The 13520-nt window shown below is 63.3% G+C and carries 10 protein-coding genes; 7 read left to right on the top strand and 3 right to left on the bottom strand.

Translation table 11 applies throughout. The features are described 5' to 3' along the window. Positions 1-7 precede the first annotated feature (7 nt). Entirely contained in the window at positions 8-1105 is a 1098-nt protein-coding gene (locus K9B33_RS00725; RefSeq protein WP_224545931.1) for an LLM class flavin-dependent oxidoreductase, read from the bottom strand. 173 nt (positions 1106-1278) lie between these two features. Beyond that, positions 1279-3708, bottom strand: a complete 2430-nt coding sequence (locus K9B33_RS00720) for a TonB-dependent receptor (RefSeq protein WP_224545930.1) — start codon at positions 3706-3708, stop codon at positions 1279-1281. 520 nt (positions 3709-4228) lie between these two features. Between K9B33_RS00720 and K9B33_RS00715 the strand changes: the two genes are divergently transcribed. Beyond that, a complete protein-coding gene (locus tag K9B33_RS00715) occupies positions 4229-6631 on the top strand; it encodes a membrane-bound PQQ-dependent dehydrogenase, glucose/quinate/shikimate family (RefSeq protein ID WP_224545929.1) in 2403 nt (800 codons plus the stop codon). A gap of 19 nt (positions 6632-6650) precedes the next feature. On the opposite strand, the gene K9B33_RS00710 is transcribed toward K9B33_RS00715, so the two are convergent. Next, positions 6651-7412 (bottom strand): SDR family NAD(P)-dependent oxidoreductase, encoded by a 762-nt coding sequence (locus K9B33_RS00710; RefSeq protein WP_224545928.1) that lies wholly within the window; start codon positions 7410-7412, stop codon positions 6651-6653. A gap of 383 nt (positions 7413-7795) precedes the next feature. Here K9B33_RS00710 and K9B33_RS00705 point away from each other — a divergent pair, with 383 nt between their 5' ends. The 6 genes from K9B33_RS00705 to K9B33_RS00680 all read left to right on the top strand — a co-directional run bounded on the left by K9B33_RS00705 (position 7796) and on the right by K9B33_RS00680 (position 13514). Continuing rightward, positions 7796-8953, top strand: a complete 1158-nt coding sequence (locus K9B33_RS00705) for an LLM class flavin-dependent oxidoreductase (RefSeq protein ID WP_224545927.1) — start codon at positions 7796-7798, stop codon at positions 8951-8953. Positions 8954-9037: 84 nt separating this feature from the next. Beyond that, entirely contained in the window at positions 9038-9487 is a 450-nt protein-coding gene (locus tag K9B33_RS00700; RefSeq protein WP_224545926.1) for a nuclear transport factor 2 family protein, read from the top strand. After that, on the top strand, positions 9484-9807 hold the full coding sequence (locus K9B33_RS00695) for a hypothetical protein (RefSeq protein WP_224545925.1): 324 nt from the start codon (positions 9484-9486) through the stop codon (positions 9805-9807). The genes K9B33_RS00700 and K9B33_RS00695 overlap by 4 nt, the downstream gene beginning before the upstream one ends. A gap of 23 nt (positions 9808-9830) precedes the next feature. After that, complete coding sequence (locus K9B33_RS00690) at positions 9831-10637, top strand: SDR family NAD(P)-dependent oxidoreductase (RefSeq protein ID WP_224545924.1); 807 nt, start codon at positions 9831-9833, stop codon at positions 10635-10637. A gap of 43 nt (positions 10638-10680) precedes the next feature. After that, positions 10681-13029, top strand: coding sequence for a membrane-bound PQQ-dependent dehydrogenase, glucose/quinate/shikimate family (locus tag K9B33_RS00685; protein ID WP_224545923.1), 2349 nt, complete (start codon positions 10681-10683; stop codon positions 13027-13029). Next, positions 13026-13514, top strand: a complete 489-nt coding sequence (locus K9B33_RS00680; RefSeq protein WP_224545922.1) for a 2,4'-dihydroxyacetophenone dioxygenase family protein — start codon at positions 13026-13028, stop codon at positions 13512-13514. Before K9B33_RS00685 ends, K9B33_RS00680 begins: the two co-directional genes overlap by 4 nt. The last annotated feature ends 6 nt before the right edge of the window (positions 13515-13520 follow it).

Raw genomic sequence — 13520 nt, 5'->3', positions numbered from 1 at the left:
GCGCGGGTCAGGCCGCGGCCGTCGCGTAATCCCGCGCCATCGCCCTTGCGTCAGGAATGACCTTATCGCCGAACAGTTGCAACGACACCATCGCTTCGTCACGGCTCATGCCGCCATAGAAGAAGCAGCCGGCCAGGCTGATTTCCGGCCCCAGGACGCGGAGACGCTCCTCGACGCGAGCCAGCACCTGCGCCGGCGTGCCTACGCCCACCTGTGCATCGACATAGGCCCTGGCCGCTGCCTCCACACCCATGTCGCGCAACGCGGCGGCCCCTTCGGCATAGGATTGATAGGCGGATGATTTGGCGAAATGGTCGCCGGTCATCTCATAATGGCGGACCACGGTCTGATAATAGTTGCCGGCATAGGTGTAGGCCAGTTCGCGCGCTTCGTCGGCATCCTCGCGGATCAGGTAGAAATCATCCATGATGATATGCGGCTGGCGATCGGGATGATGGGCACGGAAGGCGTCGCGATATTCGTTCAGCAGCGGCAACATGCCGTCCAGCGGCTTGGTGACGAAAGTCAGCAGGCGGCCGCCGATCTCACCAGCCGTGCGCGAGGATTCGGGCGACATGCCGACGGCGCAGAAACTGTCAGCCATCGACGCGCGCGGGGCGGGATGCACTGGGGTCGGGGTCTGCGGATAATATTTGCCCGTACCCTCGATCACCCCGCTGCGCAGTGCGCTCAGCACCATTTCGAGCGCCTCGTCGAACCGCTCGCGCGACTCGTCCATGGGAATGCCCATGTGGCTATATTCCATCTTGGCGAGGCCACGGCCGAATCCTGCGATGCAGCGGCCACCGCTCAGATGATCGAGGAACGCCAGTTTCTCGACCACCCGCAAGGGGTCGTTCCAGGGCAGGATCACCGCGCCGAGGCACAGTTTAAGCGTCGTCGTCCTGGCCGCGAGATAGCTGAGTGGCAGGAAATTGTCGGGACAAGCGGAATAGTCGATATCGAAATGATGTTCGGGGGAGCAGCAGATATCGAAACCCAGCCCCTCCACCTGTTCCATCAACGACAATTCGTCCTGAACGAATTGAAGCGGGCTGCGGATGTTGCCGGGATTCTGCCAAACAGGCGTATAGATGATGTCCATGAATCTCTCCTTGCTTTCGCAGGGCCGCTGCCTGAGCCGCCAATCTTGTCATTATATCCGAAATATTATCGGATTATCATTGTTCGTCCATAGCGTTCGAGCGCATCGCCGGTGCGGTTTGGCGCATAAAAATCGGCGCCGTTCCCAATGTGGAAACGGCGCCAGTCGCCCCCTTATTTGATTTTGAACGACATGGTTACACCATAGGTCGCCGGCATTCCCGCCAGCCGGCCTGCGGACGCGCTCGCCGGCACGACCGCAGCGATGTAATATTTATTGAAGACGTTCTTGCCCCACAACATGACCTTCCAGGCACCGCCGGGCGCCTCATAGCCGAGCCTTGCATCCACGGTCGCATAGCCGGGAATCTTGTAGACCAGTCCAATCGGCGCCTGCTTGCGGAATTCGGCAGGATTGTCGGGCCACACGATCCGGCTGCCGCCCAGCGCAGCGTCTTGCGAACTGCGGAAATTGGTCGACACACCGACGAACGGACCTCCGTCGCCCGGGGCACGGTAATCGATCGAGGCCGTGCCCGACCATTCGGGCGTATAAGGCAGCGCGTCACCGAAAGCGCCGAAGTCATTGACCTCGCCGATGATATTATAGTCGCGCGGCGATACCGGCCCCTTCTGCAGTTTCGAGTTGAGATAGGTAACGCCCCCCGACAGCGTCAGGCCAGCGGCCGGACGGATCGTGACATCCGCTTCGCCGCCATAGATGCGGGATTTGGGGATGTTGATGAGGATATCGAGCACGCCGAAGAGCGGATCGAGCAGCTTGCCGCGGATCTGTTTGTTCCGGTAGTCATAATAGAAGCCCGCCGCATTGAACTGTACCGCACGGTCGAACAACTGGGCCTTCAGGCCCGCTTCATAGGCCGTCACGGATTCCTGCACGACCGGCTGCAGGCCGACATAGCCCGACGCGGCGAGCGCCGGGAAGCTCCCAGCCTTGTAGCCGCGCGAGACGTTGGCATAGAGCAGCGTCGTGTCGGTCACCTTGTAATCGACACCCACCCGCCAGGACACATTGTCTTCCTTCAGCGTCTTGCGGAAGGGCTCGCCGGGGACATTATTGTCGTTGAGCGTGTAGCACCCCTCCGGCCCGATCGGCGTGAACGGCGCGGTGCCGAGCAAACCGCCCAGGAAATTGAACAGGTCGTTCACATAGCCATTCGCGTCGGTGAAGCCGCAATTATAGGCCTTGTTCTTGGATTGGGTATAGCGCACGCCCCCCTTGAGGGTCAGTTGCGAGCTGATATCAAATTCAAGATTACCGAACGCGGCATAGTTGGTGATCTTCTGCTTCATCAAGTCACCGCTGAAGTTGATGAACATCAGGCCGGCATTGTTGGTATCATTGTCGTAATAGCGCAGATGCTGAAGCTCGCTCGTCGTGCTGCGCTCATAATTGCCGCCGATGATATAGCGCAGCGCCGACGTGCTGGCGTTGGCGATCCGCAATTCCTGGTTGAAGGATGTCAGTTTGCCGTCCGATTTCTGAAGGTCGAAACCCACTGCGACCACGCCCTCGCCATCGGTGCGCTGATTTTGCTTGAAATGATCGTAGGTGGTGATCGACGTCAGGGTCATGTCGTCGGTAAGGTCATAATCCGCCCGGACCGAAGCCTGGATGAAGGTGCGCTTCGACTTGGGCGAAAAATCGGCGAGTTCGTCCGTCGGTGTGCCGGCAGGACCGCCATAGGGATCGACCGAAAAATGAGTCCAGTCGGCAACGCGCGCATTGCCATAGGCAAACGGCTGGTTGGCATAGATCGGCTTCACATTCGTAAAGTCGGTCGGGCTCATCGCCACATATTGGATCGCCTGCGGATCGGATGTGTCGCGCGACCCGTTGAGGTTGAACGCCAGTTTCAGCCGCTCCGAGGCCTGCCAGTCCAGCAGGATGCGGCCGGCGATATAATCCTGTGATCCATTGGTGTCGGTCGGGCGCGTCAGACTATACTGCCAGTCGTTGAGATGGTGCGCCGTCATCGCGATGCGGCCATTGAGATTTTCCGTCAGCGGCCCGCTGACATAGGCATTGCCGTCAATCTGGTTGAAGCGACCATAGGTGATGTCGCCCCCGGCTTCGAACGTATCGGTCGGCTTGGCGGCGATATAGTTGATCGCACCGCCGGTCGCATTCTGGCCGAAAAGCGTACCTTGCGGCCCCTTCAGCACTTCAATCCGCTCCAGATCGAAGGCGGCATGCGACGCCATGACCGGAAAGGGCAGCGGCGCCTGGTCGATATAGACCGACACGGCCGGATAGACGCCCAGAGAGCTTTCGTTGAAGCCGACGCCACGCAGCGTGAAGATGGGCGTATTGGTGACCGACGGGGTGAAGGTAAGGCCCGGAACGGCGGACGCAACGTCGGAAAGGGAAACGATCTTGCGGTCCTGCAACTGCTCTGCGCTCAGCGCGGTAATGGTCAGGCCGACCTTGTTGATATTCTCCTGCCGCTTGTTCGCGGTCACGATGATGTCCGCATATTGCGAGGGCTGTGCGGTTGAATCCTGTGCTTCCTGAGCCTGCGCAGCGGTTCCCATGACCAGCCCCGCAACACCCGACAACAAAAGCGCCTTTGCAGCGTTCATTTCGGTATCCTCCCATTTTCTTCGCTTTTTACGAAGCCGAATTATTATCGGATTTTTGAGCGTATCCTGTCAACTGAAATGATATATGGTCCTACCAATATAATTTATTCTTTTAGTTCAATATATTATACTAGAAATTTTGACTTGACCTGCCATTGCTCGCGCGCCTGTCGAAAAATCCGATATATCCTCGCCCATTGGCAAGCCCTCTAAGCGGCAAATGGTTGGCAACAGCGCCTTGCGCCTACAATCGACGCCGACGAAGCCGGTCATCAAAATGCTGCCTGGATCGCCCTTTTCTCGCCATAAAAAGAGATTGTGAAGCGTATGAGCCAATGCGCTCAAAGCATTTGCCTTTCTTTCGGCGCACGCGATTGAGACGGGACGACAGGGCGGCTCGAAACAGTGCCGGACGATTTGCATATCGCAAATCGGGAATCAGCTTCAATCCGAATTATTTTCGGTTATTATCGAGTCGCATAGAATGTGCGCGAAAAATCGGCGCGAGGAGAGGATCACCATGCCCCAGGATGTGCCCGGCCCCATTCCGCTGAAGAGCGACCGGAGCGATGGCGTTCACTCGTCCCGCCTTGCCGTCCGCATCGTTGCCGGCCTGCTGGCGCCGATCGCTCTCGTCCTGTCGATCGCGGGTGGCCAGCTCATCCTGCTCGGCGGCTCTCCCTATTATCTGGCTGCCGGCCTGCTGATCGCCGCCGCAGCCATCTTCCTATGGCGGGGCGACCGGCGGGGCGCATGGATTTATGGCGCGATGCTGGCCGGAACATTGGCTTGGGCGCTCTGGGAAGCAGGTGGCAATGCCTGGGCGCTAGCGCCCCGCATCCTCGGCCCGACGCTCGTCGGACTGCTGCTGCTATTGCCTCCCGTCCGTCGGGGTTATGGCGCGCCGCCTATCCGTGGCGGCTGGTTCCCAGGCGGCGGCGTGCTGATGATCCTGCTGTTCGCGGGCGGCGCCTGGCTGTCGCGGCCGGTCGCGCCCCACGATGCCGGTGTCTGGCCTGCCGCTGCGCCGCCCAGCGAATGGCGGCAATGGGGCAATGATGCGGGCGGCGATCGCTTCGCCACCGTTGCGCAGATCACCCCTTCTAACGTCGCCCGGCTGCAACCCGCCTGGTCGTTCGAAACCGGCGCGAAACCGCGTCCGGGCGGCGCCGGGGCGCTGGCGTTCGAGGCGACGCCGATCAAGATCGGCAATCGTCTGTTTCTTTGCTCGCCGCACAATGTCATCTTCGCGCTCGATGCGACCACCGGCCGCCAGCTCTGGCGGTTCGATCCGCAGACAAAGGATATGGGCCATGCCTTCGCCAATTGCCGTGGCGTCGCCTATCACGCCTTCCCGGACGCCGCCATGCCCTGTGGCGAAAGGATCTACAGCGCGACGATCGACGCCCGGCTGATTGCAATCGACGCCCGCACCGGCGCGCACTGCCGCGATTTCGGCCGTGATGGCGAAGTGTCGCTGGCCGACGGGATCGGCAATTATGCCTCCGTCCTCTATTACGTGACCTCAACCCCAGTCGTGTCGGGCAATGTCGTGATCACCGGCTCCTATGGCCTCGATGGACAGAAGATGGACCAGCCGTCCGGTGTCGTGCGCGGTTACGACCTGGCGAGTGGCAAGCCTGTCTGGGCGTTCGACCCCGCCGCCCCGGAACGGGGGGCGCCGCAGCCGCGCTATGCGCCGGGCACCCCCAATATGTGGAGCGTGGCGAGCAGCGACGAGAAACTGGGCCTGGTCTATCTGCCCTTCGGCGTCGCCACGCCGGATTTCTTCGGTGGGCGCCGCTCGCCGGGCGCAGAGCGTTTCTCCAACGCCATCGTCGCCGTCGACAATCGCACAGGGCGGCCGCGCTGGACGTTTCAGACGGTGCATCACGACCTGTGGGACTATGACGTCGCATCGCAACCCGTGCTGACCGACGTCCGCATCGGCAACAGGATGGTTCCTGCGCTGGTCAGCATCAGCAAGACGGGGCAAAGCTTCGTGCTGGACCGCGCCACCGGGCGGCCGCTGTCGCCGGTGGTGGAAAAACCGGTGCCGCAAGGCGCCGCTCCGGGCGACTGGACTGCTCCCACCCAACCCTTTTCCGTCGGCATGCCGTCCTTCGGGGCCCCGCCGCTCACCGAAGCCACGATGTGGGGTATTACCCCGCTCGACCAGCTCTGGTGCCGCATCGCCTTTCGCAAACTGCGATACGAAGGCGCGTTCACCCCGCCCCGGCAGGACTGGTCGATCCAATATCCAGGCTCTGCCGGCGGCGTGAACTGGGGCAGCGTATCGATCGACCGGCAACGGCGCATCATGATCGTCAACAGCACCAACATGCCGACGCTCAACCATCTAATCAGCGCCAGAGAGGTGCAGACGCTCGGCCTCGCTCCCATGGGGACTCCGGGACAGAAGCCGTCGCTGGAACGTTTCCGCCTGGGCGTGCCGCAGACGGGCGCACCCTATGGCGCACAGAATCACATGTTCCTGTCGCCGCTGGGCGTTCCCTGCATCCAGCCGCCGTTCGGCACGCTGAGCGCTGTAGACCTCGACAATCGCACGCTGTTGTGGAGCAAACCGATCGGCATGGCCGACAGCATGGGTCCGCTGGGCATCCCCTCGCGCCTGCCCTTCACCATCGGGCTGCCGACACTGGGCGGATCGATCACGACGAGCAGCGGCCTCACCTTCATCGCCTCGACCCCAGACCGGCGCATACGTGCGATCGAGACGGCGACGGGACGACTGTTGTGGCAGACCAGATTGCCCGCCAGCGCCAACGCGACGCCGATGACCTATGTCGGGAATGACGGGCGGCAATATCTGGTGATCGCAGCGGGCGGCAGCGCTGCATTGGCCAGCAACGAGCGCAATGTCCTGGTCGCCTATGCCCTGCCGCAGGTCAGCCGACGCTGACCCGCGACAAAGCGGCATTTTAACGGGCGAGCAGGCCGCCGTCCACCGGCAGGCTGATCCCGTTGACGAAGGGGCAGAGGTCGGACAGCAGCCAGCGCGCCGCCTCCGCCACATCGTCGGGCTGACCGAAGCGGCCGACCGAATGGCGCACCAGCAGAGGCTCCAGCGCGGCGGCGAACCCGGCATCGTTGAACAGCCGCTCTTCCGTCATCGGCGTCAGGATCAGGCCCGGCAGCACCGCGTTGACGCGCACCTGCGTGTCGCCATATTCGCACGAGGCCGCACGGGTCAGGCCGGTCACGCCCGCCTTGGACGTGGCATATTCGGCCATGTTGGGCGATGCCGCCACCGCCGCGCCGGACGCGGTGTTGACGATGGCGCCGCCGCCCGACTGGCGCATCTGTGCGATCTCATGCTTCATACACAGGAACACGCCGTTCAGGTTGATGTCGATGACCCGTCGCCATTCCGCGAAGCTGAGGTCCGGCACGATCTTGCTGGCGAATTCGATGCCGGCATTGTTGAAGGCGCCGTCCAGGCGGCCGAAGCGCGCCACCGTCGCCGCGACCATGGCGGCGACCGAATCGTCGTCGGCGACATCGCAGGCGACGAAAGCGGCCTCCCCGCCTGCAGCGCAAATAGCTTCAGACGCCGCCGCGCCGGCATCCGCGCTCCGATCCGCAATCATGACGCGGGCGCCGTCGCGCGCGAACATATCCGCCGCGGAACGGCCGATCCCGGAAGCGCCGCCGGTCACGATGATAACCTTGTCTTTCAGCATGTCGGTCCTCTCCTTGCGTCCTGCCTCCCGCCCTGAATGACGGAATTGCAGATAAATTATCGAATTTTATCGGCATCCGACGTGCCGAACTCGTGATTATTGGCTTTATTTATTGCAATTTTTTGGATCACGTCAATATTTTCCGAATATATGTCGGATTGACAGTCTCTCGATTACCCGGCACAAGATCGCACCCAGAAGATGCGTCCGATACAACGGAGCGGGGAGAGGATTGCGCCATGCCACAATATGACAGCGCCCATCTGCAGCGCTTCCCTACAATCACTGGTGCGCTTTCCCACGCTTTGTCTCACGCCCAATTTCCATAATCGTCTGAACGCTGGGCAGCGCCTTGCGTGCGCCCCATGAAGCCGGAGAGAGAAATGCAATTTTTCGAAGACAGGATGCGGTTCGGGATTTTCATGGGGCCTTATCATAAGCCCGGTCTGAACCCGCTTGTATCGTTTCAGCAGGACATGCAGACGATCATCAATCTCGACGAACTGGGCTTCGACGAGGCGTGGATCGGCGAACATCATTCCGGCGGAATCGAGACGATCGGCAGCCCCGAACTGTTCATCGCCGCAGCCGCCGAGCGGACCAAACGGATCAAGCTGGGCACCGGCGCAATCACTCTGCCCTATCACAATCCGCTCTGGGTCGCGGACCGGATCGTTCAGCTCGACTATCAGACGCGGGGCCGCATGATGTTCGGCGTAGCGCCGGGCCAGCTGGTGCAGGATGCGCAGATGATGGGCCTTCATCCCTCGCAGAACCGCCAGCGGTTGCAGGAAGCGCTGGAGGTTATCATCCCGCTGTTCAAGGGCGAACGAGTGACGCGCAAGACCGACTGGTTCGATCTGCAGGATGCGCGGCTGCAGATGCTGCCTTATTCCAATTTCGACATGGCGACGGTAAGCGTCCTGTCGCCGTCGGGTCCACTGCTGGCCGGTCGGCACGGCATGGGAATGCTCTCGGTCGCGGCCACCGACCCGGACGGAATCGAAAAGCTGCTCGGCCATTGGGAGATTATGGAGCAGGAAGCGGCCAGCCACGGCCAGCCCAAGCCGTCGCGCAGGGATTGGCGCCTGATGGGGCCGATGCACCTGGCCGAAACCATGGAACAGGCCAAGGAGGATGTCCGCTACGGTCTGTCGCTGCTGGAAGATTATCGCGCGCACATCAATCCGGCGCCTGACATTGACTGGTGGGATATCGACAAGATCGTCGACATGCTGAACGAAAGCGGCGCCGCGGTCATCGGCACGCCGGATATGGCGCGCGCGCAGATCAACCGCCTGATCGAAAAGTCGGGCGGCTTCGGCACCTATCTGCTGATGGGCGTCGACTGGGCGCGCTATCCCGCGACAATACGCAGCCACCAGTTGTTCGCCGAGGAGGTCATGCCTTATTTCAACGGCCTGGGCGATCCGCTGCGCAAGAGCTTCGACGAGGTCATGGCGACCGGCTATGCCGGCGCGCAACTCACCGCCGAAGCGCAGGCGTCGATGCTCGAAAAATATAAACGCGGATCGGTCTGAAGGGCCAAAGCCCCGCGCCCGGCGCGACCGACGACAGGATGCCGGCCGCATGATCGGCCCGCCCCGCAGGAGAGGATGAGCCCCATGCCGATAGCCTATAATGACGACGAAGCGATGGTGCTGGAGTTTCTGGATCATTGGGAAAGCGGCAATGTCGACGTGCTGCTCCGCTATTTTGCGCAAGGCGCCAGCTATATCGACATGCCGCTGCCGCCGCGCCACGGGATGGATCAGATCCGCGCCTATCTGGACAGCGTCTTTTCCGCCTTTGCGGTGCGGATCGAAACGCTCAGCATCGCCTCGCGCGACCGCATCATCTTCACCGAGCGGGTGGATTATCTGCGCTCCAATGCTGACCCGTCCATCGTCGTGCCACTGCCCGTTACCGGCGTCATGGAGGTGCGCGACGGCAAGATCCTCGCCTGGCGCGACTATCTGGACCTGCGCACGGCGGAGGAAGGGCTGGGCATCTCCATTCGTCCCACCGACGCGGCGCTGACCGGCATCCCCCTGAATCAGGGGCGGGCCGCATGACCGCCGGAACGATGGCGCTGTTCGTCGCCGCCACCCTGTTCCAGCTTGCCGGCGCGTCGATCCTGCCCGCGACCCGCGGCATGACCGCACCGTGGCCCAGCCTCGCCGTGTTCGCCTGTTATGCGATCGGCCTGATCTGCATGGCGCGGCTCGTCGTGTCGGGCGTCAACCTCAGCCTGCTGATTCCGATCATCACCCTGGCGATCATAATCGGATCTGTCGTCGTCGGCCTTGCCATCTATGGCGACAGCCCGTCGCCGATGAAACTCGCCTGGCTGGCCGGCGCAGTGATTTGCATGGGCCTGTCCTTCACCGCCTGACCGTAACGACAAGGGAGAGGTATATGACACAGCCATTCGACGGCAAGGTCGCGCTTGTGACAGGCGGCGCTTCCGGCATCGGCGCAGCGTTCGCCCGCACCATCGTGCGCGACGGCGGCCGCATCGCGATCGCCGATCTCAACGAGGAGATGGGCCAGGCTCTGGTCGCCGAACTCGGCGCGGGCAAGGCCAGCTTCACCCGCACCGACGTATCGCAGCAGGACGATGTCATCGCCTTCGTCGACGGGGCAGCGGCACATTTCGGCCGGATCGACATGCTGTTCAACAATGCCGGCATCGGCGGCATGGGCACGACGCTCGATCTCGATGCCGCAACCTTCCGGCGGGTGATGGAGGTCGATCTCTATTCGGTCTTCTACGGCTGCAAGGCGGCGCTGCCGCACATGTTGCGCAGCGGATCGGGGGCGATCGTCAACAACGCCTCCATTTCCGGCATGCTCGGCGATTTCGGCATGACCGCCTACAACACGGCGAAGGGCGGTGTGATCAACTATACCCGCGCCCTGGCGATGGACATGGCCAAGTCCGGCATCCGCGTGAACGCTATCTGCCCCGGCTGCGTGGACACGCCGCTGTTCGCAGGGCTTAAGGCGGCCGAAAGCGTGTTCGACAATTTCATCCGCGCCGTTCCGATGACCCGGATCGGCCGGCCGGAAGAGATTGCCGAGGTCGTCGCCTTCCTGGTGTCGGACAAGGCGTCCTACATGACCGGCGCGGTAATCCCGGTCGATGGGGGGATCACCGCCACCTCCGGTTTCCCGGATCTAGCGCCCTTCATGGAGATATTGCAAAAAGGCTTCAACGCATGACGGCCGGGCCTGCAATCGGCACTGCGGAGCGAACGCCCCGGCCATGATCTGGCTGGTCCGCCTCCTCGCCGCGTTGCTGCTGCTCGTCGGCATCGCCGTGGCCCTCGGCGGCGCCTGGCTGGCATGGCTGGGCGGATCGCCTTATTATCTGCCGGGCGGCGTCGCCGTGGCGTTCAGCGGCTATTGGCTGTGCCGCGGCGACCGCCGGGCCGGCTGGCTCTACGCACTGTTCCTGACGGTGACGATCCTGTGGGCCTTATGGGAAGTCGGCTTCGACGGCTGGCAGCTCACCGCCCGTATCGTCGGCCCTGCGCTGTTTGGTCTTCCTTTCCTGTTGCCGTTCGTCCGCCGCCGGATTGGCCGTGGCGCGTTGGCCGCGGGGCTGGCGGGCCTTGCCGGATGCCTGCTGATCCTGGGTTGCGCGCTCCGGTCGCCAATGGAGATCGCGACGGAGGGAGGCCGGACGACAACGCCGATCGCCCTATCCGGCGATCCCGGCCAATGGCCGTCCTGGGGCCGCGACGATGCCGGCACACGCTTTTCGCCGCTGACGCAAATTACCCCGGCCAATGTCGAGAAGCTCCAGCTCGCCTGGACTTTCGACACCGGCCACGATCCGATGAGCGCCCCTGTCCCCAGCCCGCTGCAATCCACGCCACTGATGGTGGACGACAAGCTGCTGCTCTGCACCCAGACCAATATCGTCTTCGCGCTCGACCCGGAAACCGGCAAGCCGCTCTGGCGCTTCGACCCGAAGGTCGATGCCAAAGGCGGTTCGGCGGTGCGCACCTGCCGCGGCGTCGCCTATCATGACGGCAGCAATGCTGCTCCTGCTACCTGCCCCCGCCGCGTCATCACCGCGACCTATGGGGCGCAGCTCATCGCGCTCGACAGCGCCACAGGACGACCCTGCCCCGGTTTCGGCCAGGGCGGCTTCGTCGATCTGAACGAAGGCATGGGCCGCACCGCGCCCGGCCTCTACTATATCAGCTCCGCGCCGGTGATTGTCGGCGACGTCATCGTGTTGGGCGGCTGGGTCGCGGACAATGTCAGCACGGACGAACCATCGGGCGTGATACGCGGCTTCGACGTCAACACCGGCGCGCTGCGCTGGGCCTGGGACATGGGCAATCCGGGCAACGCCCATGGTCCCAAGCCGGGCGCGGCCTATACCCGCTCCACGCCCAACAGTTGGGCGCCGATGAGCAGCGACCCGAAGCTCGGCCTCGTCTTCGTCCCCACCGGCAATGCGACGCCCGATCATTTCGGCGGCTACCGCTCGGCGCAGAGCGAAAAATATGCCAGCTCCGTCGTCGCGCTGGACGCGGCGACCGGCGCGGTGCGCTGGTCGTTCCAGACCGCGCATCACGACCTGTGGGACTATGACGTCGCCTCGCAGCCGACCCTGATCGACCTGCCCGCACCGGACGGCATCGTCCCCGCCCTCGTCCAGCCCACCAAGCGGGGCGAACTCTTCCTTCTCGACCGCCGCACCGGCAAACCCCTGGCGCAGGTCCGCGAGGAACCCGCCCCGCAAGCGGGCAAGGTACAGGAAGAACGCCTGTCCCCCACCCAACCTTTTTCCGTAGGGATGCCCTCGCTCGCCGGCAACCGCCTCACGGAGCGCGACATGTGGGGCATCACCCCGATCGACCAGCTCTGGTGCCGCATCCGTTTCCGTGACCTGCGCTACGATGGCCCCAAGACCCCGCCGGGATTCACCCGATCGCTGCTCTATCCCAGCCTGGGCGGAGGCATGAACTGGGGCGGCGTGTCCTATGATCCGGAACGCCGGCTGCTCATGGTCAACAGCCTCTATTATCCCACACTGATGCAGCTCGTCCCCCGCGCGACCGTGAACGATGCTGCCAGGGGACCGGGCGCCAGCCACAGCTCGACCGACTTCGCCGCGCCGCTGCCCATGGCGGGCACTCCTTATGGCGCGCGGCTGAGCGGCTTCACCAGCCCGCTGGGCACGCTCTGCCTCGCGCCGCCCTATGGCCGCCTGACCGCCATCGACATGACGACGCGGAAGATCGCCTGGCAGCGCCCCGTCGGCACCGTGCGCGACAGCGGTCCGCTGGGACTGGAGGTCGGCCTGCCGATCCGCATGGGTATGCCCGGCTTCGGCGGCACGCTCGTCACGCGCAGTGGCCTCACCTTCTTCGGCGGCCTCAAGGAACGCGCCTTCCGCGCCTTCGCGACGGATACGGGCAAGGAACTCTGGTCGGTGCGCATGCCCGCCAGCGCCAACGCCAATCCCATGACCTATGTCGGCCCCCGCAGCGGACGGCAGTTCGTGGTCATCGCCGCCACTGGCCACGTCACGTCACAATCCTTCCCGCTCGGCCGTACCTTCCACGCCTATGCGCTGCCACAGGAGGGCAAATGACGCATGACCATCCCGCCGGATCGTTCCGGCACAGCGAATTGCTGCTGGAAACCAGCAGCCAGGACGACCGCTTATGGGTGCCCGCAGCGATGGACGGCGTGTGGATGCGCCCGCTGATGTTCGACACTGTGTCGGGCGCCTGGGCCAATGTCACGCGCATCCGGGCGGAAGGAAAAATCAGCCGCCACGCCCATGCCTGCCCGGTCCAGGCCTATGTCCTGTCAGGCCAGTGGCGTTATCGCGAGCGCGAGTGGATCGCGAGCGCCGGCCACTATCTGCTCGAGCCGGCGGGCGACACCCATACGCTGATCGGTCTGGCCGGCGGATCGGAAACCCTGTTCTGGATCGCCGGATCGCTGATCGAACTGGATGACGACGACCGGCCCGTCGGCCAGTCCAACGTCTTCACCCGCATCGAACAGAGCGCCGCCCATTTCGAGAAGGTCGGCCTGGGCCGCGACTATGTCCGCCGTTACATCCGCTAGGGAAGA

This window comes from Sphingobium sp. 3R8 (genome assembly GCF_020166615.1).
Lineage (GTDB): Bacteria > Pseudomonadota > Alphaproteobacteria > Sphingomonadales > Sphingomonadaceae > Sphingobium > Sphingobium bisphenolicum.
The sequence above is the reverse complement of the archived record's forward strand: the minus strand, read 5'-3'. Positions and strand labels throughout refer to the sequence as shown.